37 protein-coding genes and 1 tRNA gene are annotated in these 26,233 nt (G+C 43.9%); 7 read left to right on the plus strand and 31 right to left on the minus strand.

Going from position 1 to position 26,233, the window contains the following annotated elements; all coding sequences use genetic code 11:
- Positions 1-53 precede the first annotated feature (53 nt).
- The 6 genes from MKY16_RS15585 to MKY16_RS15610 all read right to left on the minus strand — a co-directional run bounded on the left by MKY16_RS15585 (position 54) and on the right by MKY16_RS15610 (position 4,712).
- On the minus strand, positions 54-554 hold the full coding sequence (locus tag MKY16_RS15585; RefSeq protein ID WP_340956005.1) for a hypothetical protein: 501 nt from the start codon (positions 552-554) through the stop codon (positions 54-56).
- 145 nt (positions 555-699) lie between these two features.
- Positions 700-918, minus strand: coding sequence for a hypothetical protein (locus tag MKY16_RS15590; protein ID WP_340956006.1), 219 nt, complete (start codon positions 916-918; stop codon positions 700-702).
- Positions 919-1,056: 138 nt separating this feature from the next.
- Entirely contained in the window at positions 1,057-2,361 is a 1,305-nt protein-coding gene (locus MKY16_RS15595) for a site-specific DNA-methyltransferase (RefSeq protein ID WP_340956008.1), read from the minus strand.
- A 33-nt stretch (positions 2,362-2,394) separates the two neighbouring features.
- Entirely contained in the window at positions 2,395-3,141 is a 747-nt protein-coding gene (locus MKY16_RS15600) for a hypothetical protein (protein WP_340956009.1), read from the minus strand.
- 271 nt (positions 3,142-3,412) lie between these two features.
- Positions 3,413-3,616 carry a hypothetical protein gene (locus MKY16_RS15605; protein WP_340956010.1) on the minus strand — a complete coding sequence of 68 codons (204 nt, stop codon included), beginning with the start codon at positions 3,614-3,616 and terminating at the stop codon, positions 3,413-3,415.
- Between the two features lie 682 nt (positions 3,617-4,298).
- On the minus strand, positions 4,299-4,712 hold the full coding sequence (locus MKY16_RS15610; protein ID WP_340956012.1) for a nuclear transport factor 2 family protein: 414 nt from the start codon (positions 4,710-4,712) through the stop codon (positions 4,299-4,301).
- A 37-nt stretch (positions 4,713-4,749) separates the two neighbouring features.
- Between MKY16_RS15610 and MKY16_RS15615 the strand changes: the two genes are divergently transcribed.
- Complete coding sequence (locus MKY16_RS15615; RefSeq protein WP_340956014.1) at positions 4,750-5,064, plus strand: hypothetical protein; 315 nt, start codon at positions 4,750-4,752, stop codon at positions 5,062-5,064.
- Between the two features lie 140 nt (positions 5,065-5,204).
- Here the strand turns inward: MKY16_RS15615 and MKY16_RS15620 are convergent, their stop codons facing one another.
- From MKY16_RS15620 to MKY16_RS15715, 20 genes are all read right to left on the minus strand, one after another.
- Entirely contained in the window at positions 5,205-5,462 is a 258-nt protein-coding gene (locus tag MKY16_RS15620) for a hypothetical protein (RefSeq protein WP_340956016.1), read from the minus strand.
- Between the two features lie 200 nt (positions 5,463-5,662).
- Positions 5,663-6,439, minus strand: coding sequence for a hypothetical protein (locus tag MKY16_RS15625; protein WP_340956019.1), 777 nt, complete (start codon positions 6,437-6,439; stop codon positions 5,663-5,665).
- A gap of 75 nt (positions 6,440-6,514) precedes the next feature.
- Positions 6,515-7,000: an ArpU family phage packaging/lysis transcriptional regulator gene (locus MKY16_RS15630; protein WP_340956020.1), complete on the minus strand. Its 486-nt coding sequence runs from the start codon at positions 6,998-7,000 to the stop codon at positions 6,515-6,517.
- 273 nt (positions 7,001-7,273) lie between these two features.
- Positions 7,274-7,726, minus strand: a complete 453-nt coding sequence (locus MKY16_RS15635; RefSeq protein ID WP_340956022.1) for a DUF5348 domain-containing protein — start codon at positions 7,724-7,726, stop codon at positions 7,274-7,276.
- A gap of 114 nt (positions 7,727-7,840) precedes the next feature.
- The gene (locus tag MKY16_RS15640) at positions 7,841-8,818 is read right to left on the minus strand and encodes a hypothetical protein (RefSeq protein WP_340956024.1); all 978 of its coding nucleotides are present in this window, start codon (positions 8,816-8,818) and stop codon (positions 7,841-7,843) included.
- Between the two features lie 2 nt (positions 8,819-8,820).
- Positions 8,821-9,345 (minus strand): crossover junction endodeoxyribonuclease RuvC, encoded by a 525-nt coding sequence (locus tag MKY16_RS15645; RefSeq protein WP_241113520.1) that lies wholly within the window; start codon positions 9,343-9,345, stop codon positions 8,821-8,823.
- A gap of 148 nt (positions 9,346-9,493) precedes the next feature.
- Positions 9,494-9,661, minus strand: a complete 168-nt coding sequence (locus MKY16_RS15650) for a hypothetical protein (protein ID WP_340956027.1) — start codon at positions 9,659-9,661, stop codon at positions 9,494-9,496.
- A 41-nt stretch (positions 9,662-9,702) separates the two neighbouring features.
- The gene (locus tag MKY16_RS15655; protein ID WP_340956030.1) at positions 9,703-9,870 is read right to left on the minus strand and encodes a DUF6906 family protein; all 168 of its coding nucleotides are present in this window, start codon (positions 9,868-9,870) and stop codon (positions 9,703-9,705) included.
- Between the two features lie 13 nt (positions 9,871-9,883).
- Positions 9,884-11,170: a replicative DNA helicase gene (locus tag MKY16_RS15660; protein ID WP_241113358.1), complete on the minus strand. Its 1,287-nt coding sequence runs from the start codon at positions 11,168-11,170 to the stop codon at positions 9,884-9,886.
- The gene (locus tag MKY16_RS15665) at positions 11,136-12,149 is read right to left on the minus strand and encodes a replication protein (RefSeq protein ID WP_340956032.1); all 1,014 of its coding nucleotides are present in this window, start codon (positions 12,147-12,149) and stop codon (positions 11,136-11,138) included. Before MKY16_RS15665 ends, MKY16_RS15660 begins: the two co-directional genes overlap by 35 nt.
- 71 nt (positions 12,150-12,220) lie before the next feature.
- Positions 12,221-12,424, minus strand: coding sequence for a hypothetical protein (locus MKY16_RS15670; RefSeq protein WP_340956034.1), 204 nt, complete (start codon positions 12,422-12,424; stop codon positions 12,221-12,223).
- The gene (recT, locus tag MKY16_RS15675; protein ID WP_241113361.1) at positions 12,421-13,317 is read right to left on the minus strand and encodes a recombination protein RecT; all 897 of its coding nucleotides are present in this window, start codon (positions 13,315-13,317) and stop codon (positions 12,421-12,423) included. Before recT ends, MKY16_RS15670 begins: the two co-directional genes overlap by 4 nt.
- A gap of 10 nt (positions 13,318-13,327) precedes the next feature.
- The gene (locus MKY16_RS15680; protein WP_340956037.1) at positions 13,328-14,275 is read right to left on the minus strand and encodes a YqaJ viral recombinase family nuclease; all 948 of its coding nucleotides are present in this window, start codon (positions 14,273-14,275) and stop codon (positions 13,328-13,330) included.
- Between the two features lie 98 nt (positions 14,276-14,373).
- Positions 14,374-14,619, minus strand: a complete 246-nt coding sequence (locus MKY16_RS15685) for a hypothetical protein (RefSeq protein WP_340956039.1) — start codon at positions 14,617-14,619, stop codon at positions 14,374-14,376.
- Between the two features lie 2 nt (positions 14,620-14,621).
- Positions 14,622-14,873, minus strand: a complete 252-nt coding sequence (locus MKY16_RS15690) for a hypothetical protein (RefSeq protein WP_340956041.1) — start codon at positions 14,871-14,873, stop codon at positions 14,622-14,624.
- A gap of 225 nt (positions 14,874-15,098) precedes the next feature.
- On the minus strand, positions 15,099-15,350 hold the full coding sequence (locus tag MKY16_RS15695; protein ID WP_340956043.1) for a hypothetical protein: 252 nt from the start codon (positions 15,348-15,350) through the stop codon (positions 15,099-15,101).
- Between the two features lie 7 nt (positions 15,351-15,357).
- Positions 15,358-15,600 carry a hypothetical protein gene (locus MKY16_RS15700; RefSeq protein ID WP_254350098.1) on the minus strand — a complete coding sequence of 81 codons (243 nt, stop codon included), beginning with the start codon at positions 15,598-15,600 and terminating at the stop codon, positions 15,358-15,360.
- A complete protein-coding gene (locus MKY16_RS15705) occupies positions 15,597-15,857 on the minus strand; it encodes a helix-turn-helix domain-containing protein (RefSeq protein WP_043886007.1) in 261 nt (86 codons plus the stop codon). The genes MKY16_RS15700 and MKY16_RS15705 overlap by 4 nt, the downstream gene beginning before the upstream one ends.
- Positions 15,858-16,072: 215 nt before the next feature.
- Entirely contained in the window at positions 16,073-16,366 is a 294-nt protein-coding gene (locus MKY16_RS15710; RefSeq protein ID WP_340956048.1) for a hypothetical protein, read from the minus strand.
- Between the two features lie 86 nt (positions 16,367-16,452).
- Complete coding sequence (locus MKY16_RS15715) at positions 16,453-16,683, minus strand: helix-turn-helix domain-containing protein (protein WP_340956050.1); 231 nt, start codon at positions 16,681-16,683, stop codon at positions 16,453-16,455.
- 162 nt (positions 16,684-16,845) lie between these two features.
- Between MKY16_RS15715 and MKY16_RS15720 the strand changes: the two genes are divergently transcribed.
- The 6 genes from MKY16_RS15720 (at position 16,846) to MKY16_RS15745 (ending at position 20,885) form a co-directional block, all read left to right on the plus strand.
- Positions 16,846-17,190: a helix-turn-helix domain-containing protein gene (locus tag MKY16_RS15720; protein WP_340956052.1), complete on the plus strand. Its 345-nt coding sequence runs from the start codon at positions 16,846-16,848 to the stop codon at positions 17,188-17,190.
- Between the two features lie 51 nt (positions 17,191-17,241).
- Positions 17,242-17,556 (plus strand): hypothetical protein, encoded by a 315-nt coding sequence (locus MKY16_RS15725; protein ID WP_340956053.1) that lies wholly within the window; start codon positions 17,242-17,244, stop codon positions 17,554-17,556.
- 84 nt (positions 17,557-17,640) lie between these two features.
- A complete protein-coding gene (locus tag MKY16_RS15730; RefSeq protein WP_290409434.1) occupies positions 17,641-18,231 on the plus strand; it encodes an ImmA/IrrE family metallo-endopeptidase in 591 nt (196 codons plus the stop codon).
- 31 nt (positions 18,232-18,262) lie between these two features.
- Entirely contained in the window at positions 18,263-19,411 is a 1,149-nt protein-coding gene (locus tag MKY16_RS15735) for a site-specific integrase (RefSeq protein ID WP_340956058.1), read from the plus strand.
- Between the two features lie 123 nt (positions 19,412-19,534).
- On the plus strand, positions 19,535-20,446 hold the full coding sequence (locus MKY16_RS15740; RefSeq protein WP_340956059.1) for an HNH endonuclease: 912 nt from the start codon (positions 19,535-19,537) through the stop codon (positions 20,444-20,446).
- Positions 20,447-20,489: 43 nt separating this feature from the next.
- Entirely contained in the window at positions 20,490-20,885 is a 396-nt protein-coding gene (locus MKY16_RS15745; protein ID WP_340956063.1) for a (deoxy)nucleoside triphosphate pyrophosphohydrolase, read from the plus strand.
- 122 nt (positions 20,886-21,007) lie between these two features.
- Here MKY16_RS15745 and MKY16_RS15750 read toward each other — a convergent pair.
- From MKY16_RS15750 to carB, 5 genes are all read right to left on the minus strand, one after another.
- Positions 21,008-21,081: transfer RNA gene (locus MKY16_RS15750), tRNA-Ile, on the minus strand.
- Between the two features lie 124 nt (positions 21,082-21,205).
- Positions 21,206-21,370 (minus strand): hypothetical protein, encoded by a 165-nt coding sequence (locus tag MKY16_RS15755; RefSeq protein WP_014282411.1) that lies wholly within the window; start codon positions 21,368-21,370, stop codon positions 21,206-21,208.
- Between the two features lie 147 nt (positions 21,371-21,517).
- Entirely contained in the window at positions 21,518-22,159 is a 642-nt protein-coding gene (gene pyrE / locus MKY16_RS15760; RefSeq protein ID WP_013311063.1) for an orotate phosphoribosyltransferase, read from the minus strand.
- Complete coding sequence (gene pyrF / locus MKY16_RS15765) at positions 22,156-22,950, minus strand: orotidine-5'-phosphate decarboxylase (RefSeq protein WP_080658631.1); 795 nt, start codon at positions 22,948-22,950, stop codon at positions 22,156-22,158. The genes pyrE and pyrF overlap by 4 nt, the downstream gene beginning before the upstream one ends.
- A gap of 67 nt (positions 22,951-23,017) precedes the next feature.
- Positions 23,018-26,233, minus strand: a complete 3,216-nt coding sequence (carB, locus tag MKY16_RS15770; protein WP_340956066.1) for a carbamoyl-phosphate synthase large subunit — start codon at positions 26,231-26,233, stop codon at positions 23,018-23,020.

Here is a 26,233-nt window from a genome sequence, read left to right on the forward strand (position 1 = left end):
ACCCCCAACAAAAAAAAGCGAGCCTCATTGGCTCGCTTTCCCAGCAATTATATTTAAAAATTCGTATTAGTACTAGTCCGAACTCCGAGCTTTCCAGACATGGAACCAGAACCACTACTTAAACTAACATAAAATTTCCCTGTGGACCATGCCTTGCTTGAATTTAATATTTCATCGAATGTTTTACCAGGTCTTACTGTTCCACTGTACTTTTCCGGACCAGATGCACTTCCCTGATTCACAGTAAAAGTTATAGTAGTGTCTCCTGTGTTTCTCAAGTACAATCTTACATATCCATATCCTCCTTTAACGTCAAAATCAGCAGAATCATTAAATCCAGCTACTGGGCGATCGACAATTTGTCCATCAGTAGCTTGTGGAGTAATGACATGATCACCAGTAGTTGTTTTGCCAGCATCTTGAGTCACCGCAGTCGATGTTGCAGAATCAGTTACAGCAGCATCTGAATCTGCAAAAATCGCATTGGGTACAGCAATAGCTCCCCCAATTAGACCTAGTGCCAAGGCTGGTACAATAAAATGTTTTTTCTTCAATGATTATTCCTCCTATATTTGTATATTAAACTACCTCCTCATACTACTAAAAGATTCCATGTTTTTAATTTTCCTTACAATAAAATCATAATATTGTTTAATAAATCCATATTTATGAATCAACTAGCAAGATTATTATGCGCTTTTACAGATCGTCCTTTTGAAGCATTATATCCAACTCAATCAGACGATCTAAGTCCTGGACCGTCTGCATTTTTATATTTCCAGCCTGTAGGTCTTTGACCCACTGTGCGATTCCTGCTTTGACAATCTTCCGGTATTGCGCCTTGCTTTCAAGGATACCTTCTATGATTTCAATCTCGCGTTGTAATGATGCGTTGTATTGTTCGTTGTCTGTTCCCATTGTCGTATCCCTCGGCTTTCCTATATACTGGAATGCGAGATAGCGGATGTCTGCAAAATGCCACGCGTGGCGCGCCGCTATCTCAGCCAGGGGATATCCTGGTGAGGATAGGGGGACGTTACTGCGTCCTCCTTTTTCCTATGCTACGGGTTCAGCTCGATGCAACAGGACTGGCTCAATACCAGTGCTCTCCAGGAACCGTTTTTTTATTACATCGCAGAAGATCGGGTCCAGCTCCAGTGTCCGGCATGTCCGGTCCATCTGCTCACAGGTCATGAGTGTGGAGCCGCTGCCGCCAAAGAAATCGACAACCTCGTCACCACGCTGGCTGCTATTCTTAATTGGAATGGCCAACAGTTCAAGAGGCTTTTGGGTAGGATGGACGTACTTGTTCACATCGCCCCTCGAAACCTCCCATACTGTCTCGGGGAGCGGGTCCTCAACGGGTAGGCCAGCCTTCCATACCGTTGTCTGTGTCCGATCACCGTACCAGGCAGGAGCTTTGCCCTTCATGTGAGCATAAAAGACAGGTTCATGTTTGAAGCGGTACTGTGCCCAGCCGAAGGTGGCCGCATTCTTCACCCAAACACACTGGGTCCTGCTTACAATGCCTGCAGCATTCATGGCATCCTCAAACTCACGTTGATAGGATGAAGGATGGAATAAATATATAGCTGCAGTTGGCTGCATCACCACTGCATAATTGGCAAAAATGGCATATAAAAAGCCCGCGAAGTCCTCAGCGGGCATGTTGTCGTTCATTATGCTGCTACGGCCATCAGCGGCCAGACGCTCTGAGACACTCTCAACGGCCACATTATAAGGTGGATCAGTAACGACCAGCGCTGCTTTGGCTCCATCCATTAAAAGTGCAACATCATCAGGATTGGTCGCATCTCCACACACCAAGCGGTGCCGGCCAAGCTGCCATACATCCCCGCACCTGGTCTCCGGCTCCTTGATTTCATCCAGAGCACGCTGGACGTCAAAGTCATCATCGGTTACCGGAATGTCCAAAGCTTCATCCTGTGGAACAGCAAACTCTGCCGCCAGATCCTCGAACTCTTCCAAATCGAAGCCGGACAGTGCCAGATCAGCTCCACTCACCTGCAGATCATCAAGCAATCGATAAAGGGCTTGATCATCCCATCGGCCTGAAACTTTATTTAATGCGAGATTGAGAAGTTTTTCCTGTTGGTCGTCCAGGTCAACAACACTTACAGTCAGCTCCGCATGCCCCAGCTCGTTGACCATGATCTTGTAACGTTGATGGCCACCAACCATGTTCCCAGTGCGTTCGTTCCAGATGATCGGATCGATGTAGCCAAACTGCTCTATGCTGCGCCGTAGCTTCTCATACTCCAGATCTCCAGGCCGAAGGTCAACCCGTGGGTTGTATTCAGCTGCGTTGATTTGTTCGATTGGCACGATTCTGATGTTCATAGCAATTACCTCCATTAAAAAACCATCCTTTAATTAGGATGGCATCGTTGTTTTTCCAGTTAATTTTTTGTGTCTTGGATAGAATCCATGTACTTGGAGCATCGTCAATCTGTGTTGATTCTTCTCGACTGCTCTATAAATAAGTATGAGTTCAACATCTGACGTGTTCATGTTCACCAGATTATTTAACATATCTTTCTGTTCCTTCTGCAGATCATACTCTTGTATAAACTTAAGAGTGAAAAAGAAAGTATCGAGATAGGTTTGCAAATGTCGTGCGTCTTCAGTAAATAGTTCACTATCGTATTGATTGAAATTTACCATATCAGAGTATGATAGCTTATTGGTGTAGCCTTGTATTCTATACTTGTGTTCTGTCATCTTATTCTTGGTTTGGATCAAATCATTTACCACACTCATCGCCATCTGAAGATTTAATAAGTTCTTCTGGCCCTCCAATTGATCTGCAGACCGAGCTGTTTCCTCTCTCTGCATCTTTAATTCTTCTGTCTGCATCTCAATGGCTTGCCTTTGGAGCGCTAATTCTTCTGTCTGCATTTCTATGGCTTTCTTCTGCTCCTGCAGTTCATCTCTCTGGACTGAAATAGTGTAAATGAGTCCGGCAAAAGCAAGGCCTGAGAACAGTGCATTCACTGCTCCGAACATATCTCCAAACGTTCCACGGTAACTAGCGTTTATCCAAGTATTAATAGCCCATCCTGAACCTGCCCACACTCCAAAAATCCCTAAAGCAATCAATACAATATAAATCTTTCTCATCTGACCACTCCTCATCTATATCTGACACAACATCTTCCAGTATCAGACAATAAATGATGGTGGTCAAGAATGAAATTAGCGCTCTTTTGTGTTGAGTTGGTTTTCGATATTCAGGTGTCAGGATAATAGGCTGTCAGAGCGTGTGTATGCCCTCTCTCTGCTCTCTGCTTCACTCCTTCCGGTGTTCGTCTGTATAAAAGAAAGGACGCTCAGAACGGTTCATATCTTGTCATATGAGAGCAAAAGAAAAAGCACTCCGAAGGATGCCTTGTTAATTGAGAAAACGCATGACCCAGAAAAGCATGATAGCCAAACCACCAACGCCCGCAATTGTACCAGTAGTCCTTTTATCAAGCACTTTGCTAATAAACACACATACTACGATCCAAACTATTAACATTCCAATGAGTATTAGCAGTCTATTTCCTCCTACAGCACCCCATATATCTACATTTGCACCTTCAAAAACATTCAAAATGATTCCTCCCTAGCTTTTGTCTAATTCCAAAATTCGACATTCAGGAAGGTTTTTCCTCTTTAATACATTTATCAGGCTTCGGACAAAACTGTTTAACGCCATCCCACCTACCCCATACACAACCTTTGCATTTTTTCGGCTGTTTTGGTGGGCCTTTCATGTAAAGCAAAATTCCTTTTTTCTGCTTCTTCTTCAAACCAAAAATCCTTTCAAGGCAATAAAAAAAGCCACCCAAATGAGTGACTTGTATCTGCCTATGTATTTACAGCACCAAATAAACTAAGGCGCTTATTTAAAACCCGAAAAAAGAAACAGCGATAGGTTCTATTCCCGCAAGCGGGATGCAAAACGCTACGCTGTTGCATAAAAGCATTTGTACTTAGTAACTAGAGAAGAGAGATAAGACCATTTTACAAATTGCTAAAAATGACCGTCAAAGAACAAAAACCGGACAATACCGGAAAATGGGCAATTAAACCATTATAAGCTGGCTTTTACTCACTTTCTCGATATTACTCGCTATTAAGTAAAAATAAAGTCTTAGACTGCCGCTGTTATCATTCAACTAACGTTCTTCGTTAGCGTAACGCATTACTTGACAAATTCGATATGTTGCCGGCCAATAACCTACGTTTTCGTATGATTACTCAGCATAGTGATGTGTAGGTGCACTAACATATCAACAGTCTCTTAAATCAAAAGCTTCTTCTAGTGCAGCGGTATCTTCGAAGATTTGAAAAAACCTTATCTTCTCCTGTTCTACTTCGCAAATAATTGCCCAATCACTCTCGAACACTTTCCCGGTTACATTGACCTTGATGCGGAAATTCCCCCATGCACACGCTGCTTCCTGATTACCAATGAGTTTGTGAAGGACAAAACTCTCTATTTGTTCTGCTTCTTCTAATAAGTTTAAATAATTTCTAACACCTTCTTTTCCATGAAATGTGCCGTATAAAGGAATTTTATTAGAAGGCTCTTTTTTAAGAATGATAAACTTCGCTTCATCATGAACCAATTCGATCACTTTATCAATCTGTTTGCTTCCTAATGCTTGAAAATAACTTGTTAGCACCTGTTGAGCACTTTGCATTTTCTACTAATCTCCCTTCGAATAGGCGGAATAAGCTTTGCACAATCCAATAATAACATATTTTATCTACCATCCTGCCCGTTGGCTTAACGCCGCCGCTGCCAGTCTGGAACTATATTTTCACGGTCTAACACTTTATTTTCATCAGACACTCGTCCCAGACAATTCTCTCACCCAGTTGATCCTCATCACCGGACTTCATGGTTTCCCAGCACACACCACAAAATCAAGCGCCGAATGTGGTGTGAAATTGTGGATTCGGATTATTGCAGATCAAGCATTTACCTTTTACAAAGCGTTTTGTTTTTCCTGTCTCCACATCATGGAACAAGGCGCTCCCTCCTTAGATTAAAAAGGCACGCTGCGGAATTGAACCGCGCAAGGGTTCTGACCAGGCTGTTCATGTTTCCGCTGGTTAACTGGTTCCTTGCCGCCTGCACGTGCCGTAAATCCCCAGATGACGTCCGGGGAATAATTCTGGATAATACTGAATTATAGGAGCTCTGCTGCGAGCTGCTTGAGCACCAATGGTGTCGGGATGAGCTGGCCGTCACTTTTGTTGCCCTTGACGTAAGCTTTGTCCTCATGGGCATAATACACAACGCCCTGATCCTCAACGACTGGATAGCCGCTCTCGTCGTCAGTTAGGCTTGTTTGTACGTGCTTACCGTGCTGTGAAGCGTGTTCTTCATCGTGTAGGCGTAATATTCCATCCTCACTCAAAAATGCGAAACGTGGTTTTGCAGACATAATCATGTCCTCCTAATAGGGTTTTATAGAAAAATCAAAAAGGCCGGCACATTGGCCGACCTGATCACCGGGGCATTAGCGCCTCAATGTGTTCCTTATTTGATTTTCCATGATACAAATTTACCACATCAAAAGTCCAGCAGCGCATCATTAAACAGTCAATTTCCGATTAAAAAACAAGCACGTAATTCAATCCAAACTTATCTTACTTGGTCTATACCCCTTGGAAATTTTCTTCTCTTAAAAATATTAATTCCTGTTATGGCAATTGTAATGGGGAGGGATGCTCCTACACTTGTTATAATAACAGGCATTATCTTTATAACTCCTATACCAGAAAGCACTTGTGAATAAACTATAGTAGCACTAATTGACACATTCAATAGTAGAAATACAATAAATATTAAAAGTATTCCAAATGCTTTTTTCTTTAGTTCTTTAATATCTATTAGTGGAAACGGAGCGATTCCTTTGTTTCTTATTTTTCTCCTCATCCCTTTTATAGTTCCCTCTAACACTGGGTAGGATTCATTTCCTTCTCCTTTATGCAATACCTCAATGACTGCTCCATCCTTAGGATCCAAAAAATCAAAATCAATAAAAATTTTTTTCTTAGAATCCTCATCTCTACTTACACAAAATTTATTAATTCCCCTTGAAAATAACACCACACTACAACTGAGTATCTCATTTTTTTCAAATGCAAATCTGAGTCGATCATCATTGACTATCTCTTTTCCATTAATTGTCGCATTGCCTGAATTCCAAATGATAATTTGCGTTTGTACTAAACTTTCAATTGACACACCATCGTATTTTATCTCAATACCAGGAGCGATTAAGTTTTCTTTACCCACTATTTTTAATTTACCCATTTGATAATCAAGTCTTGCACCAATTTTTCCCCTTAAATAAACAATAATAGTTGCAATAAGCCCTACTAAAATACCAAACCAACCTTGATTCAATATACCCATAAAACTCCTCCTATATAGTAAATTTATCCTAAATATATACCAAAAAATCAAATAAAACTATAAAAAAGGTCGACATCAGCCGACCTCAAACGATATTTCATCAGTCTTATTAAAAATTGTTAACTTTAATGCAGCTGCAAGAATCCCTACCGCTTCTCCTTTTAAACGTCGGAACGTACTATCGCTGATTCCCATTTCTCCGCAACTAATGTAATCGAACTCCCCTTCGTTGTCCAAATAGCTCCGTTGAATAACCTCCCGTTGCATACTGGAAAGCTTACTCATTGCCAGTTCCAGCAGCTTATCCTTTGCTTGAAGCTCTGCCTCCTTGTCCACGTTGTATGTGGCAATTTCCTCCGTCTGCTTGCTCATCGCATTGGTAGATTGATGCTCTCTATAAGTATAGGACTGCGTTATAGCAGCCTCGCGCCTAACAAAACCAATCTGCCGATACTGCCGAACTATCTCCAGATATTCCTCCACCGCAAGGCGGGTGGCTTTCTCATCAATCGGCAGAATATTGAACGTTATTTGCAAGTTGTTTTTTCTTCTTTTCCCCAATGTAATCCCCTCACCCGTGGTATAATTTGGTGAGGTTTAAGAGTGATGCCCCCCGCGAGCCCAGCCAAGGAATGCGGGGGTTGTTTTGTATCACTCCGAGATGCATGTCCCACAAAACTCCTGCCACTCAGCTTGGCAGTCTTCTAAAGTCTATCCGTCGACTAAATCCTCCGGATAACCATATTCCAACAATAATTGGCGATAATCTTTAGTCATTTTAATACCCTAATCCCTTCTGTCCTATTAGACATTCGCAGCCAACAATCTGATCCCTTAACCCCATGCGGCAAATCGTTTCACTCTCACAAGCAAGCCATCCAACGAAAGACTGGCATTGTCTGAAATATAGTATTCCTTCCCGTTGTGCTGTACATGAGAATATACCCATCTGGCAGGTACTTCTTGGTCACCATGATCTAGATACTCCACTTTACTTCCCGTCGTGAAGTATGTACTGCCAAATCCATAGCGACCATCAGGACGCTTGCGTAAAATCCCTTCCTCTGCAACCTCACCAAACGCTTGAAACATGAGCCAGATCGCCATTCCAAGTTTCTCATTAATCCGCTGGAACATGTCTCGCAAATACATATCCTGTGGATTGTTTTGACTATAGTAACTGGTCCAGCTTTCTTCCGCTGAATCAATATTCCCGATGACCTCATTCAACTGAGGAATCATACGAACGAGCTTGTTACTAATTTGATCTTTAAACGATTTTGGCATGGATTACCATCCTTTCGAATTTGAAATAAGATCGTACGTTCTGTTTGATAAGTGTAAGTGACCACTGTAAACCAGCGGAACCAGTGGCCACGTATTAGATTGGGGAGAGGTCTGTTAAGCTGCTCCTCCGTTTTTCATTTGCTTGGCAACCATCTTCTTATAAGCCGTCCATTTGGTAGTGATCTGACCACTGGTCAAGCCAATGCTTTTAGCAATCTGCATCCACGTCTTGCCTTCTTCACGACGCTGTTGAAGCAAAGTAGGGAAATCAACAGGGATATCGTCAAAGTTAGGACGGACTTTCAGAATGTATTCTTCCAGTTCCTCCTTATCGACTGCCGTCTCGGAATCTGTGTCAGTAGCAGGATTTGAGTCATCCTTTGGCTTGTTGTCATCCTCAGATTCATTTTCTTCAGTATGCTCAGACGAATCAGTATTAGCACCTTCTTGCTCTTCCGGCTGATCGTCATTTTTTTGTTCTTCTTCCTGGCAGTTTACTGGCTCCCCATCTTTTGGCGGTACCGTATTGACTTGGCCTTTGCGCCATTCATCCCACTTGGCAGCCATTGGCGCGACACGCTTCCGGTATTCATCCACCATAACCACGAACACGCCTACACCTATACCGATGTCAGCAGCTATTTTCAGATAGGTGTCCCCAGCGGACAAACGCTCTGTGATTTCCAAAAAGTCATACTGCATGTCGTCAAAGCGTGGCGCCAGACCGCTGAGTATAAAGTCCTGAATAATTTCAAGGTCAATCTGCTCTGGATCAGCTTTAATCTCCACTTTCTCAGGAGGAAGCCCAAGATCCATGGAGAGCTGCTCTCCTTCCGGCTTCAATACAGATACCACACCACCATCATCCACGGTGTATTTCGTGATTGGCTTGCCTGTTCTGGCATTCTTCAAAACTTTGTACGTGACAATCTGTGAATCCAAACCTCCGATAACTTTAAGCTCCAGCATACTTTGAAGCGTATTGTATTGGCCGTCCAGCTCAGAAGCTGGGATACTGATTGTAATTTCCGTTTCTTCCGATGACTTGAGATTGATCTTTTTAACCGTACCTTTGAAATTTATATAGCTCATCTTTAAGCCACTCCCTTAATGAAATTTTGATGATAGGCCCAGCAAAGTGCGATAGCGTCTGAAGGATCAAAAAGACGTTCCCTTATGTCCCCGATTTTGTACTTGCCCCGTGGATCGTTTTTCTTGTACAGGACAGGAATGGCGATCTCGTCATAGTCGAGGTCGAACAACATCTGCATTTCCATGGCGACTGTCTCTTTATCCGCATTCCCTTTACCAGTTTGAATTTTGAGCTCCGAAGGACGGATGCCCACAATCGGCTTGTCCAAATGCAGGGCAGCCAAAGAAACAGAAGTATACGCCCCGACAAGCGCTAGTACACTGTTGGCATTTTTAAAGTGAACTGGACGTTCCAGTACAATCAATTCCGGTTCTTCCTGCTCGATCAGTCGGAATGTGTCCTGGTAGATGGCGTCCAAAACACCAGGCATTGCAATTGACGAATAGTCCCTTAATCCAAAGTCTATCGGCTTACCATTTCGCATTGTGGCCCAACCAGCAAAATTTGTGCCGTGGTCAATCCCCATAATCTTCAAAGCTGCTTCCCCCTCTTTTTACGCTTACGTGACTGCTTGATCAGCAGCATGTTGTGATCAAGGACAAATACCTCGCCTATCACCCTGCCGCCTCGGTCTCGTACAGTTTGCTTTAGCTGAGTTTGATACAGCGAGTCTTTTATCTGAAGTCGCATGACTTGTCACTTCCTACGATGGGCCAGTTACCAAGTATCAAACGAAACTCAGCCATCCCCTCGATCAACTCGCTCTGATCAATGTCCCTCAGCTCCTCGAGTAATTCCCTTTCGTCAGGAACTTGTCCAGTGCAGACAAAACGATGTTTCATGTACTCGTAGACGCTCCACCGCGTCCAGCATGACGGCTGCATCAGGCTCCCCGCCGAATGACACGTTTTTTTAGCCCTGACTTACTTACGAGTTCCATCTTTGCGGGCGTATCCTGAACCATCAGCCATGTGTTCGGCTTGAGTTTCCATGCCTTCATTTCCTCTTTCTGTCGGCGTGTCGGCCGCGATGGCCGTGTCTGTTTCCCCATGTCGGTTCCTCCCCTACGCGATTTGTTGTGTCTCTTTCTCAAATTTGAGTTTCACTACTCCAGTAGGACCATTACGTTGTTTTGCGAGGTTGATTTCCAAAACACCTGGGTCCGGTGTGTCAGGGTTGTAGTATTCGTCCCTGTACAGCAACATGATATCGTCAGCAACCGCGCTGATTGCCGCGCTGCCTGATAAGTCCGAAACAAACGGTCTCTTGTTCTGTCGGCTCTCCACATCCTGCTTGACCTGAGATAAGCCGATCAGCGCGCAGTCACAATCCTTCGCGGCTTTACGCAACTTCTGACAAACCCTGTGCAACCCAGAACCGCTGTTGTCGTTACGTTCAGCCGGTTCAACCACTTCCTGTAGATAATCCACAATGACCAAATCAAGCCCTTCTTGCCGCTTCAATCGACGCATTTCGGAACAAATGTACTCCGCAGTCACACCCCGGCTGTCGTCGATATGAATTTTCCGCAAAAACTCCATCTGCATAGAAATTCGCTCGATCTGTTCTGGTTTCAGATGTCCTGAACGTATTGCTTGCAGAGGAATACTGCACAGATTAGCGATCATCCGGTTATAAATCTGTGCCTTGGACATTTCCAAGCTAAAGTCCGCGACCTTATGACCGCGCTGCGTCGCCCGCATCTTGATTTCATTAGCAACGGCAGACTTACCCATGCTAGTTCGAGCTCCGATGACGACCAGGTTAGTACGCTGGAACCCTAGCGTCAGTCGGTCCAATGCTGACCAGCCCGTCATAATGCCAAGCGCTCGGGAAGGGTCCTGTGTTTTAAGCACCAAGTCCTCGTACCACTGGATGATGTCGTCAACCGCCGTATCCTTTAGCAATGCTTTAGGCCGAATATCCAGTGAGCGCTGTTCAAACTCATCCAGTAATTCTTCAAACCCACCTGATGACAAATCCAAAAATTTATCACGATATTGACCAACCAAATCCAGCGCTTTACGACGAGCATCGGTTTCGATGAGCTGCCTGATATTCTGCTCCAACATTGAAACTGCAACGGCAGAACTGGCCAGTTTAGACAGGTAGGAAACTCCCCCCACCTTTTCAAGATGCTTTTCGAATACCGTCACCAACATGGTCATGGATAGTTCCTGTTCGGTCCGATGTAGTTCTAGTATCATTTTCAGCAGATTGCGATGCCAAGGTTGTGTAAATAAGCTTGGCTCCAGTGTTACGGCGACTTCGCCTACAAGGGAGGGGTCTCGAAAAAAGGAACCTAAAATTTCAGCCTCAAGTAACTCCGTATTCAGCAAGTCGTTGCTCATCTGCCTTTCTCATCAAAATCGTAATAGGGTCATCTTCTTGAACTTCTGCTTCCGCCGGTGAAGCCCGATCCATTCGGCGTTCCGTTTCCGGTCCACCACGTTTACGGTATCCTTCCAGCGTACCCCGGACGTAAGCCAAGCTCTTTTTCTTCTGTCGAACGGCTTCCCTCATGGCTTTCAGAAGCCATTCTCCACCGTAATCGTCGAAAAGGACTCCCAAGTCTTCGGTTTCAAACGGGGTCACTTTCCCGTTATCTGCAAAATTGTTTTCGTAAGCGCGGTAGATATAGCCAAAGGAATGATCCGAAGAAAGTCCTCCTCCCCCACCCCTTTGCTCTGTATCTAATTCCTGTACAGTATCTAAAGATGTAGTAGTTTTTTTTTTAATAATTGCTTTAAATATTGTTTTAGAGAGCCGAAATCCCTTGGTATGACAGGAAAAATCACGTTTCACAGTTACCTTTTTAGTAACTGGCGAGTTACCTTTTTGGTAACTGAACAGTTGCCTTTTGTGTAACTGAGTTACCTTTTTAGTAACTCGGATCGGTTGCTTTTTTGGTAACTCAGTTACTTTTTTAGTAACTGGTTTGCCGAGATTTGGGGCATGAGTTTCAATGTTGATTTTGATTAAATCGTTCATCATTTTGGGGTCATATCGCTCCACCACATCTACGGACCACATATCATAATGTTTGTTGATCTGGAACACATTCATATGCTCATCCCAAAACAGTACATGGTTCTCAACCAGTTTTTTCAGTTCCTTTTTGATATGTTCCTTGCGGACACCACATAGCTCAAAATGTTTTAGCATAGGGATTTTGGCCGATGGCTTCCCGCATCCCCAGCTCAGCGTGAGGACAAAATCAATAATATCCCGCTGCCGCTGAGTAAACTTCCGCCGGATCAGCTCTCGATGTATTTCATGTGATATGCGTATATGTGCGTCCGTAGGCTGAGGATTTACATTGGAGTCCACCGGCTTCACCACCTAATCTCTTGCGATTTTTATATAAATACCGTTCGCTTCTTCACACCGCCCAGAATCATTTACACACTCTGCTCCCTATCATCCCTGAGAAATATATAAGGGTACTTAGCTCGAACCACTGTCCAGCCTGGATAGCCCCGCGCGAAGTATTCTCGCACCTCGCACTTAAAGGCTACAGGGTCGGACTCTTTAATTCGCCAAATGTATTCACCGATCATACTGCGTAACAGCGGCTTGCCAGTAATCTCATTTATAGAACTCATTCAAATTCCAGTTCGTCCTGACCCGATCCATCGGCAGGCTGCTTCAGATCAGCGTTATTCTGCTGAGTTGCATCATCCGTCTGAGGTGTTTCACCGTCTTTAGGTTCAGTTGGCATATCAAAGACAAAAGGTTCATCGTTTGGAGTGATATCTTTACGCACCGTCTCATCCTGAGTAACCGCAGAAGCTATCTCAACACTGATAGGGAGCCACTTCCATCCAGACCGAACCACCGTCTTCTTGCACATTTCGGTGTAATCTGTAACCCAAGGTCCGTTGTTAGATGCCTTGGAACGTTTTTTGTGCGCTTCAATTTCGCTGATCGGCATATAGTGAATGAAATGACCGCCGTCATTAAACTTGGCAACCATATAAGCCCCAATGATCTTCCCTGACTCGGCAGGTCGAGCATCCTTGCGCAAAAACCAAGGAACGTGCTGCAATTTTTCCTCCAGCCCATATGTCAGCTCAATGAAATCATTTTCATAGACTTCGTGAGCGGCAATAGACTTGATGTTTCCGGACCGTCGGGCCAAATCTATCATCCCTTTGTAACCGATGATAAATGTGGCTTCCGTTTTATATGGGATGATGTAGCAATGTCCGATCAGACCAGGTTCAAGTCCGAGCTGTGCCGCTTGCATGACCGCCCCCATGAGTGACGGCATAGAGCATTCCAGTAGCTTCGGATTCGTACGAATCGTCGTCAGGGCAATACGGCTGAGCCGATCAATGCTCATATGCTTTGGCATAGCCTCCGCAATCTGATACTTCATTTTGTCCATATAAGCGGCGATGGTCTGAGAAGGTGTAGGCGCATCGTTTTTTGCCCCAGCCGCCTTATTTTGAAGCTTTTTTTCAAGGGTTGCTCCGTTACTGCGTTGTCCTGCCATAATAGCCTCCTTACTTCACCAAGAACCGTCGGGATGACGTAGTGTTTGCATATTTTTCAAAAATGTGTGGCTGCTCCTGCTTCAAACGCTTAGTGTCCAGGCGCGTTGTTTGACTGGACTTCCAAGTTACCAAAGGTTCCCCGTTATACGTGGCAACCTCATTTTCACCGATAGCTGCCTTTAGCTCGTTCTCCAATCGCTTAACCTGTTCTGCAGCCGCTTGTGCATCTTCTTTAGCCGCAATGAGCTTGTCTACCAGCAAAGCCTGCTCCTTCTCCAGCGTAATTTCTGTCGCAGGACGTGAAGCAGGATACAGCTGATTCAACAGATCCGTTGAGGCAGCGCTACCGTCCACCATCGGCGGAACCCTCGGAATTACATGCTTGTTCCAAAACTCGTCCTCGATCTGTATGAGAGAATCAATAATACCCTCGTTTCGCTCGACCAGCTTGTATTGGAATTTCTGGCCACCGATTAAAACAGCGAAGTAACCATAATCCACACCAAGCACAGCCATGTAATGTTGGAGCTGAATGGCGTATTCGTCAGGAACCTGATCGTCGGCCCATTCGCTCAGTTTATAGGCGCTGGCCGTTTTACACTCCAGGATTCCAAGTCCTCGACCGCCCTTGTCTAAAATCAGGCGGTCAACGTTACCCAACATAAATTTATGTTCAGGGTGCTGATAAAGCTTATTACTGCGCTGTACACGTAAACCTGTTTGATTCATAAACTCACGGGCGACTAAATCTTCTAACTGGTTGCCCCAGTATGCTGCCTCTCCCGGCTCATCCGGTACGATCTGATCCGTTTTCTCCAGAAACACACCAACGGGTGATTTATACCGATTCAACCCGGCCACCGCGGACGCATCCGAACCACCGATACCACGCTTACGCAGTTTTAACCATTCGTCACGTTCGATGCCTTTGGTAACGGCTGCTACATTCATAGCCATACAAATTGCTCCCTCTTGTTTGATCAGCCCCTATCTGCTACGATAGGGGCAAGCAAATTTCAAGTTTTCAAAGAACCGAGATAGCCCGTTCCCGCGGGCTATTTTCCTATAATCAGAACTTGAATATTTCGCAGAACTGAGAGATCATTGCCAATTTCAAGCCCATGATGAAGAGTCTTTTCAGCCTTTGAAATAACCTTCCTTTGCGATTCCTTTTCAAATTTTAAAGAAGTATATAATCCTAAATTCAACGAACAAGCCTCCACAAATTTTTCCATATCCACGGACTCATCCACCGTCATTTCTGTGAAGAAATCCAATACCTTTTTTTGTGTTGGACTCATACCTATTCCCTTTCCACAGTTTTAACTTCATCGTGCTCTGCAATTTGTCGGTACTCCACAATGACAGGTGCATTTTCAATGCTGGCGATAAGGTCGCCATTTTCGTCATGAATCGTAAATTCGGAATGAATGCTGTTTTCAAATTCTTTACCGACTGGCCTAATCTCGATTACTTCACGATCATCCAGCTCCGTACCCACTTCAAATACTCGTGTTGGATTGCTGACCACGGTCAATTTATGAATGATTTGCATATCGATCCTCCTTCCCTATGTACTTTCAAAACAGACTGGATTCGAACCAGCAGTCAGGCGCGCTCCGTCATATTCTGCCTGATATTCTCACCATCGCGTGTACACGTACCATCGTGTCGCTGCTTTGAGATGCGTCAGCCGCATCTTCAACCCACGGTGGAAAAATCGAATTCCCGTCCGGTGGTCGAAGACAAGGCCGACAGGCCTGTCCATACAAACCGTGGATTACATATCTTGCAGTTGTTCCAATTCATATATTGCGAGTGCAGCATATTCTTCAGGCATTTCCCGCAAACACACTGCGGCGTTATACCATTGGTCATATAGCTCATCGCGTTCCTTCCATAGCCGCTGGAGAGCTTCATCCTGAACTGAACGCTCCGCTAACATTGCTTTAAACATAGCTGTATTAGCTCGTAGTGCCTTTGTTGTAGAGACATAATTTTGAATAATGGCAAGTACGGTTTGTTGTGTCATTCCTTTTTCACCCCTTGCGTTCGGGAAAAAAAGAGGATAAAATTATTATCACAAGAGACTTTAACCAGGCTCTTACACGAAGCGTCCGGCCTACCCGCCGGGCGTTTTGCTTTTTCTCCAACTTTGAAATTTCTCCACTTAGCCAGTCCAATGCAGCAGGTCGTACATCAGCATCCACACGATCAGGATTGGTTGTAATCCAATTGCGAAAATGATTCAATTCATAGATTCGTGTTTGAATCGTACTCATATCGTTCGTGTTCCTCCAATCATAGTTACAATGTTTTGTATCATCCGTAGGCCATCCATTCCGTAAAGAAAAGCCACAAGTACCTCTCTCGTTCCGGTCACTTCCACCCAGCGTAATAGCGTAGTCATGTCGGGTATTTTATGGTCATTTTCAATTTTGCTGATACAGCTCTGTGTTCGGTTTAGGAGCTCAGCCATCTCTTCCTGACTGAGCCCTGCCCGCACACGACATGCTTGCATAATGGCGCCAAATTTCATATTGGGATTCATCCCCTTCCCTAATCCGTAAATTATTCCAGATTGGAATAGGCAGGCCTGGTATCTCAGAGTAATATGTAATCAGAGCTTCACTCCCCCCCTGTTGAATTCTTCAATCCGCCATACTGGTACCATATTGCGGATGCTTCATCCCTTTGAAGCACAGTTAAAGTTGACCAAGATGTAAGCATAATTCAGACAAAATAATGGCTTTATTAATGTCCTTTCAGCCATTCGTAAAAATCCGATTTAAGAACAGTAACAGCTTCACCTTTTCGCCTCCCACGATTTAGATGTGGAAACGTTGGGTGATTGGTTAACTCCGCCACTTTAGCTTTGCTGTATCCCATGAGCTTCATAATGTGAGCTGGACGCAATACTTCTGGGTATTCTCGGTTCAATCGTAATTCTGTAAGTTGACGGTCCAGCTCCTCATTTTGCTCTGCTAGGTCTGCCGCCAAGCGGAGTGCTTCCGCTAATGTAGTTGGAGTCATCAAAGCTTTTGCCATACTTAGCAACCTCCTTTAAAATAATGGACATACTATAGGGTGCAGTCTTAAGAAGATGAAAGATAAGATTGACAGTTAAGTGGTAATCACCCCCATTTTGCTATTTCAGCAAAATCATTTTCAAAAAAATTTTCAACACCACACTCAAGCTCATTAGCCAACATTGGCAAATGTGTAGCTTTGAAAGAATACTCACCATTTTCATACTTCATATAGGACGAAGCATTCTTCATATCAAGCGCATCTGCCATATCCTGAAGTGTTTTAGAGAGTTCCTTTCTTCTTTGCTTTATAAAACGGAGATTGAATTGATTCATTCAGTCCTCCCCCCCTTTGCTGTTTTAGCAAAGATCTTGTTTACAATATACATTGCTAAAACAGCAAAGTCAATATTAAATTTGCTTTTTTAGCAAAATTCTTTTTTCTGTTTTAGAAAAATGTTACTATGATATTGCTAAAACAGAAAGAAGGGCGGTTAAATGGTGTCGGTTTCTGGAGATCGAATTAAACTACTACGCGAGGAACGTGGTTTAAGCCAATTAGAGCTCGCTGAACGCATAGGAATAAATAATAGTGTCCTTTCCAGAATTGAGTCAGGAAAGAGGGCTATAGAAGATAAAGAGCTCAATGTTTTTGCCGACTTTTTTGAAGTTTCTGGTGATTACCTATTGGGGCGTTCGATCTCAAGATCACCTTCAGGAGGCCATGCTTACATGAATGGCGGTAAAGATTGGACTGAGGAAGAAAAAGAAGTTGCTGATGCAGCGATCCAAGCTTGGCGGGAAATGAAACGTAAACAACGTGAAAAAGAACAAAAAGGATAATCAGTGCCACTCCCTAGTCATTATAAAAACGGATGATACGGAGGAACTTTTATGAGTGAACATATCCTGAATCAAATTCTTGATAAATTACAAACAATGGATGATCGCATAGGTAATTTTGAAACGGTTCAACAGAGTCATGGTCAGCATCTTCAACAGATCATTCAAATTGTAGGAACAACTAATTCCAAGGTCGAGGAACTGACTGAAGCTGTAGATACACTGACTAATGATGTAACCTCTCTAAAAGACAATCAACAAACCATGCTTCAAATTCAGCATGAACAGCAGAAAATACTTGAGCGTCTTTCCGTTCGATCTATTTCTCAAGAAGCAGACATTGCTGAACTAAGAAGAATTAAATAATTTATCTTTTAACAAAAGCCTGTAAAGGCTTTTCTTTTAAAACAAAAATCGAACATACGTGCTCAATTTTATAGGTGATGATAAATGATTCCATATTACAGGCCTACGGAAAATGAACTATTGATATGTGATTTATACCAAACACTGAATATCAACTATCCACATGAATTGGATATTGATCAGATTGCAGCTTTATGGGGAGCAGACATTGTGTATTACGAAGGTAAGCCTCATGCTTTTTGGAACGAAGAAGGTAGCGTTATTTTCTTAAACAATAGTGACTCTATTCCAAAACAACGATCTGACTTTTTTCACGAACTCTCACATATCGTGCAGCACGAAGGAGATCAAGGAAATCTCCCTGGTCTTTTTGTGGACTTGCAAGAGACACAGGCTTGGCATTTTAGCCTAATTGCTTCCATGCCCCACTATCTCCTGCCTGTACCCTTAGAAATGACCAAAGACGTATATGTAAGGCTTTTGGCAGACGAATTTCATGTACCGCAAGAGCTCGCTGCAGATCGAGTTGAGCAAATCGTTTCTCGGCTTCATGATGACTACTACTATCAACGAGAGAATGTAGAACTTCTGAAATCCAAAATTCAAATTGCTGTTGCATTTCAAAGACTCAACTCAAAACGAAAGGTAATCCCAATTAATAAATTCAAAGCGTAACTAAATTAAAACATAATTCGGAGGTCGCACAATGAAAGGGCATGTTTATCAAAGAGGAAAGACGTGGACTTTTATAATTGATCTTCCATCTGATCCACTCACAGGAGGACGACGACAGAAAACAAAAGGGGGTTTTAAAAGCGAAAAAGAAGCTTGGAAAGCTTGTCACTTGAAAATAGCTGAGATTGAAAAAGGTACTTATACTGATGATTCAAAAATAACTGTCACAGAATATCTACTAGAATATCTTGAAACACATGCTAAGCCCAATTTTAAACCAACGTCTTTCGATACAGAAAAGACAATAATAGAAGCTAGAATTATACCAGTCTTGGGGAAAATCAGGTTGCAAAGCTTGACTCCCAGAATAATAAAAACATTCTACGCTGATTTACGTAAAAGTTACTCAAAAGAGTACGTTAAAAATATTCATGGTGTGCTAAAAAGAGCCTTGCGACTTGCATATTCAGAGTCTGGATTGCTTTCCGAAGACATAATGAGCAAAGTGTCGATGCGTAATAAAGTTAATGCAAACGAACAGAAGGAAATGCAGTTTTGGACTATTGAAGAATTCACACAATTTCTCGACTTCTCTCGTGATCATGTTCACTTTATTGTATTTTCTCTTGCAGTTTATACGGGAATGCGACGTGGAGAAATTTTAGGATTGCGATGGAGCGATATTGACTTTGAACAAAAGGAATTGCGGGTCATTCAAACCGCCAATTGGACACGTAATGGATTGGTTATACAGCGCCCCAAAACAAATGATTCCATACGCCGCGTGAAATTGTTCCAATTGATTATTGATGATCTAAGACATAGACAAGAGCAAATAAAAGAACACAAAAAGCAATATGGAGAAACATATGAGGATAACGACCTTGTTTGCTGCTATCCATGGGGAGGATATATAAAGCCGAAGCGTATCACCGAGGGTATGGACGTGTTAGTTCGTAAGGCTGGAGTCAAGAAAATTCGCTTTCATGACCTGCGACACACACACGCTTCCTTTCTTTTACGTATAGGCATAAACCCTAAAGTAGCAGCTGAAAGGCTAGGGATGACTCCTGCCATGTTCAATGAGCGATACTCTCACCTACTTCCTACGATGCAAGATGAAGCTGTAGATCGCATTGAAGCCGAATTAAATCATTTCGTGGGAAAAAAACCGGACTAAAATCTTAGATCAAAGCTCTCGTTACAAAAAAAGTGTCGAATATCGTCATATTTCAAGGAATTAACATGATATTGCAGAATTAAGAAGAGAACAATATCTAAATAATAAATGGGGACCAGAGAAATGAGATACTTTTTTGTTTTTCAGAATAAGACTTATCGTGAAGAGCATGATGGCGGCTTTTTATGGGCACCAAAGAAAAATAAGGACGGTAAAACCTTTCATCACTGGACTTCGATGACTACAGTCAAAAAAGGAGACATCATATTCAGTAGTTATAAGGGACGTATGCACTCAGTCATCATTGCTAAAAACGATTATCGAGAGTCTAAGAAACCGGACTCTTTGGGATCGGTTGATAATTGGGAACAGGATGGTTGGATTGTTGATGCCGAGTATAGTGATATTTCGACGCCAATTAAATATAAGAATTATATGAATGATATCCTTGTTTTACAAGGTAAGAAGTATGCCCCATATAATTTAGCCGGGAGAGGTAATACTGGCTACTTATTTCGGATAACTGAGGAACTTGCTAATTTTCTTTTCACAAAAGTTGGGATTACTATTGCTGATTTAGAATTAGTCGCTAAAAGTGAAGATGAAATTATCAGTGATGTAGAAAATGATATTTCTCGAATACCTGAAGAAACAATCAGGGAACAATTAGTACAAACTCGTGTTGGACAAGACAAGTTTAAACAGGAACTAATCAAGCTGGATAAGAAATGCAAACTATGTGGACTCGATAACATTAATTTTCTAAGAGCGAGTCACAGTAAACCTTGGCGCGAATCTAACAATAAGGAACGGCTCGACAAGTATAATGGTTTTCTCTTTTGTCCATCTCATGATACTTTGTATGATAGAGGTTATATCAGCTTTGATGATGATGGTTCGTTACTTATCTCTCCTTATCTCGACGATCTAAGTAAGTTATTAATGAATGTGAAAGATCAAATGAAAATCACCTTACTGGAAGGCCATAAACATTATGTAAAATACCATCGTGAGCATATTTTTAAAGTTCGATAAAAAGTTCTGTATTATATAATACATTTCATAAGAGGTGTTGGCGATGAAACTAGTTACGGCGGCCATTATTCACAATGATGGCGAATTTTTAATCACCAGACGGGGCCCCGACAACAAACTCGCTGGCAAGTGGGAATTCCCTGGTGGAAAGTTGGAACCCAATGAAACACTTGAAGAATGTGTTAGACGCGAGATCAAAGAAGAACTTAGGATTGATATTAAAGTTGGTCAACAGCTTGGAGAATCTGTTTATTCATACGGTGATGGTTCAATAAAATTAATTGCATTTTGGGCTACATGGGTATCTGGTGAAATTCAATTAATAGATCATGATCAATTACGTTGGGTCAACAAAGAAACAATACTCCAATATGATTTCTTACCTGCAGATTTACCATTTATGAAACAGCTTAGTAAGGGCGATAAACCTCGAAAATAAATTCATGTTAGCAAATACGTTAGCAAATTATAATCGCCCCCTTATAAATGCTACTTCCCTCCATTTTCTCACCCTCTATAAACAACAAAAAAACCCTTGCTTAGCAAGGGTTTTTGAGGAAATGGGCCCTGAGGGACTCGAACCCCCGACCAATCGGTTATGAGCCGACCGCTCTAACCAACTGAGCTAAGGGCCCTCAAAAAAACATGTATATTCACGTCACATATTCATAACAGCAACGTTAATTAATATACAACATTTTCTTGTGTTTCGTCAATAGTCTTTCGAAAATTTTCTTTTTAAAAATTATTTTTGTGGACTTACGGAATAAATCGGACACCATAACGACCTTTGCGCGAGCGGTACACCTCCACTGCGCGGGGATCATTGTAGCCATACATCCAGCCGTCGTGCTCCAACCTTTTTGCCAGACATCCTGCCTGAAATTTAGTCGTGTACAGTCTGCCATAGTAAATCCAATACATCCGAGCTCCCTCTTTTCACATGATGGTAGGAGTTAGTGTAACCGGATCGAATTCGATTTACACGGCCTGGGCCATAACAATCTACAATGGTTAGCAAAGAGTACGAATCGCTCTAATCATTAGACCTATTGGCCTCTATAGCTCATCTTATTTACCAAAGGAAGCGGGGTCCTGGCGCCAGGAACGCAGCAGTTCCATCTCTTCTTCCTGAATGGTTCCTTCACGCAAGGCAACGTTCATCAGGGCTGTATAATTGGACAAGCTTTGCAGCTCCACACCCGCTTCTTCAAAGGCTTGAGTCGCTTTGTCTAGCTGGTAGCTGAAAATGGCCAGTACCGCTAATGGCTGAGCGCCTGCTTGTGCTACGGCCTGTGCTGCTTTAATGGAGCTGCCTCCTGTAGAAATAAGATCCTCGATAACCATAACCTTCTGACCTGCACTAATACGGCCTTCGATTTGGTTTTCTTTCCCATGTCCTTTGGCTTTGTCCCTTACATAGGCCATTGGCAGATTTAGCTTTTGCGCCACCCAGGCTGCATGAGGAATCCCTGCTGTAGCTGTCCCTGCAATGACTTCAGTTTCGGGGTATTGCTCACGAATAAGGGCAGCAAATGAGTCTGCGATCAGCTCGCGCACCTCCGGGTAGGACATGGTCAGGCGATTGTCACAGTAAATTGGCGATTTAATGCCGGATGTCCATGTAAAAGGCTGTTGTGGGCGCAATGCCACCGCCTGAATACGTAACAGATGGGATGCAATTTGCTCAGGTATACTATTGAATGTGGTCATACTTGTATCATCTCCTCAATAATGTGTTCCGCTGCGGCGCGTGGGTCTGCTGCTGCGGTGATAGGACGTCCAACGACAATGTAGCTGCTGCCTTGTGCAATGGCTTGGCCAGGTGTAAGCACACGCGACTGATCGCCTGTAGCACTACCTGCCGGGCGTATGCCAGGAGTTATCGTCTTAAAGTCTGATCCACATACAGCACGAATGGCAGGCACTTCCAAAGGTGAAGCTACCACACCATCCAGTCCCGCCTCACGGGTCAGTTGCGCGTAACGAACCACTGCATCCTGTACCGTACCAGGAATACCTAACTCCTTATTCATGGTCGTCTGATCCGTGCTGGTCAGCTGTGTGACTGCAATAATGAGCGGCATGGAAAGCGAGCTGTCTGCGGAAATAGCTGCTTCTGCACCAGCTTTAGCGGCTGACATCATATTAACGCCCCCAGCAGCATGTACGTTGAACATATCTACACCTAAGCGGGTAATGCTCTCTGCCCCTCCCCGCACCGTGTTAGGGATATCATGCATTTTCAAATCCAGAAATACGGAGTATCCTCTGGACTTTAGTTGTTCTACAAAAGCTGGCCCTGCACTATAAAACAGTTGCATACCTACTTTTATATAACAAGGAATCCCTTCTAGCTGCCGAATTAACTGCTCAGCCTGTTGTGCATTGGGATAATCTAACGCAACCATCAGCCGTCCTGCCATCTGCTGAAATGCTCCATTCACCGTTCTCCATCCCCTTTTTACGTCAATTCGGGTGCATTTGCCCGTGATAAAGGACATCCGTCAGCCGAAGCTGATGAATGTCCTTCCCTGTGCTACTTATTTCCTCACATCTATTCGTAACGCATTATTTGCTCAGGACCGGCATGGATTCGGATGTGAAATTGATCGTTTCCAGCATTCTTAGCAAAGCGCGTACTGTATCCAGTGAGGTCATGCAGACAATGCCATTCTCAACTGCTTCGCGGCGGATACGGAATCCATCACGCTCTGGCGTTTTGCCTTTGGTCAACGTATTGAAGACAAAGTTGGCTTCACCCGTGCGAATCATATCCAGGATGTTCGGATTACCTTCGCTCAGTTTGTTGATCGTGTTCACTGGAATATTGGCCTGCTTCATAGCAGCCGCCGTTCCACCTGTTGCAATAATTTTATAGCCCAGTCTGTAAAAGCCCTGCATCAACTCGACAGCTTCTTCTTTGTCCTTATCTGCCACTGTAATGATGATCGCCCCAGTGGATGGAATTTTCATACCAGCTCCCACAAGTCCTTTGTACAGTGCTTTGGCATACTGAATATCGCGTCCCATAACTTCACCTGTCGATTTCATTTCCGGGCCCAGCGTCGGCTCTACACGACGCAGTTTGGCAAAGGAGAATACCGGAACCTTAACCGAGACATAATTACTTTCAGGCCATAGGCCTTCTGAATAACCTGCATCTTTAAGCTTACCGCCCAAAATAGCCTGTGTAGCCAGATTCGCCATTGGGATATTTGTTACTTTACTCAAGAAAGGAACTGTCCGCGAGGAGCGAGGATTAACCTCGATCACGTACACCTCGTCTTGATGAATAACAAACTGGATATTTACCAGACCGATGGTTTTCAATTCCTTAGCGATGCTGATTGTAATTTCCACAATTTTTTGTTTCAGCTCGACAGATAAGTGCTGTGGTGGATACACCGCGATAGAGTCACCTGAGTGAACCCCGGCCCGTTCCACATGCTCCATAATGCCTGGTACCAATACTGTCTCGCCGTCGCAGATGGCATCGACCTCTACTTCTTTACCCAGCATATAACGGTCGATGAGCACCGGATGCTCTGGATTGATTTTAACCGCTTCTTCCATGTACCGCAGCAATTCCGTATCTGAGTACACGATTTCCATAGCGCGTCCGCCCAGAACGTAGGATGGACGTACCAGAACTGGATAGCCCAGCGCCTGTGCGGTTCCTACTGCTTCATCAACTGATGTGACCGTGTTGCCTTTAGGCTGTGCGATAGCCAGACGAGACAAAAGTTGCTCAAACTTCTTCCGGTCTTCCGCTTCATCGATACTTTCCAGACTCGTACCCAAAATATTCACGCCTGCCGCACTCAGTGGAGCTGCGAGATTAATGGCCGTTTGACCCCCGAACTGGACGATAACCCCAATCGGTTTTTCCTGCTCGATAACATTCATTACATCTTCGAAGAAGAGCGGTTCAAAGTAGAGGCGGTCGGATGTGTTAAAGTCCGTAGATACCGTCTCCGGGTTGTTATTGATAATCACTGCTTCGTAGCCCGCTTTTTGAATAGCCCATACCGCATGTACGGTGGAGTAATCAAATTCAATCCCTTGCCCGATCCGAATCGGTCCGGAACCGAGTACGATAACTTTCTCTTTGCTAGATGGAATCACTTCATTTTCCACCTCGTAAGAGGAGTAGTAGTACGGAGTTGTGGCTTCAAACTCGGCTGCGCACGTATCTACCATTTTGTAGACCGGACGCAGGTTTTGAGCTAGACGGAATTCACGTACCTCACGCTCGGTTGTCATACTGTCGTTTTGGCCCATACTGCGAATCTCGGCGATAGAGCGGTCGGTAAAGCCTTTACGTTTGGCCTGATAGAGTGTTTCGTAGGTCAGCTCAGATTCTCCAGCGATAATGGCTTCGAACTTGATGATTCCCTCTACCTTATCGAGGAACCACCAGTCAATTTTTGTCAAATCTTGAATCTCCTGCTGCTGCCAGCCGCGACGGAACGCCTCAGCTACCAAGAACAACCGCTCATCATCTGCTTTAATCAGACGATCCTTGAGCACGTCATCAGACAGCTGATCGGCTCCCTTAAGATGCAGACGGTGTACACCGATTTCCAAAGACCGTACCGCTTTCTGGATGGACTCTTCGAATGTGCGTCCGATGGCCATGACTTCACCCGTTGCTTTCATTTGCGTGCCCAGCTTGCGGTTGGCAGAAATGAATTTGTCAAATGGCCAGCGTGGTATTTTGCTTACGATGTAATCCAATGTTGGCTCAAAGCAAGCATACGTCTGTCCCGTTACCGGATTCACAATTTCATCCAACGTGTAACCCAGTGCAATTTTGGCAGCCATTTTAGCAATCGGATATCCGGTTGCCTTGGAGGCCAGTGCCGAGGAGCGACTTACGCGTGGGTTTACTTCAATGACATAGTATTGATAGCTGTGCGGATCAAGCGCAAACTGTACATTACAGCCGCCTTCGATATTGAGGGCGCGGATAATTTTCAGAGAAGCAGAGCGCAGCATCTGGTATTCGCGATCTGACAGCGTCTGACTCGGAGCTACGACAATACTGTCGCCAGTATGCACGCCGACTGGATCAAAGTTCTCCATATTACAGACAACGATGCAGTTATCATTGCCGTCACGCATGACCTCATATTCGACTTCCTTCATACCTGCGATACTCTTTTCCACCAAACATTGTCCGATTGGACTGTATCTCAAGCCAGAGCTGACGGTTTCACGCAGTTCTTCTTCTGTGGAGCAGATACCACCGCCTGTTCCCCCTAGCGTATAAGCCGGGCGAACGATAATTGGATAACCGATTTCGTTAGCAAATTCTAAAGATTCTTCCAAGGTTGTTACAATGACACTCTCTGGTACAGGTTGTTCCAACTCGCGCATCAAATCACGGAACAGATCACGATCCTCGGCTTTTTCTATCGAATTCAGTTGAGTTCCCAGTAACTTGACGTTTTCACGCTCCAGCACTCCGGCGCGAGCCAGTTCCACTGCCATGTTCAGACCTGTCTGTCCTCCCAGCGTAGGAAGCAGACCATCTGGACGCTCTTGACGGATAATCTGTGTTACAAAGTCAAGTGTAATCGGCTCGATGTATACTTTGTCTGCCATGTTGGTGTCTGTCATGATGGTTGCCGGATTACTGTTGATCAGTACTACCTCGACGCCTTCTTCTTTGAGCGCTTGACAAGCTTGTGTACCAGCATAATCAAATTCTGCTGCCTGACCAATGACGATAGGACCGGAACCGATCACAAGTATTTTTTTAAGTTCTGTATTTTTCGGCAT

The organism is Paenibacillus sp. FSL L8-0641, from assembly GCF_038006265.1.
GTDB lineage: Bacteria > Bacillota > Bacilli > Paenibacillales > Paenibacillaceae > Paenibacillus > Paenibacillus polymyxa_D.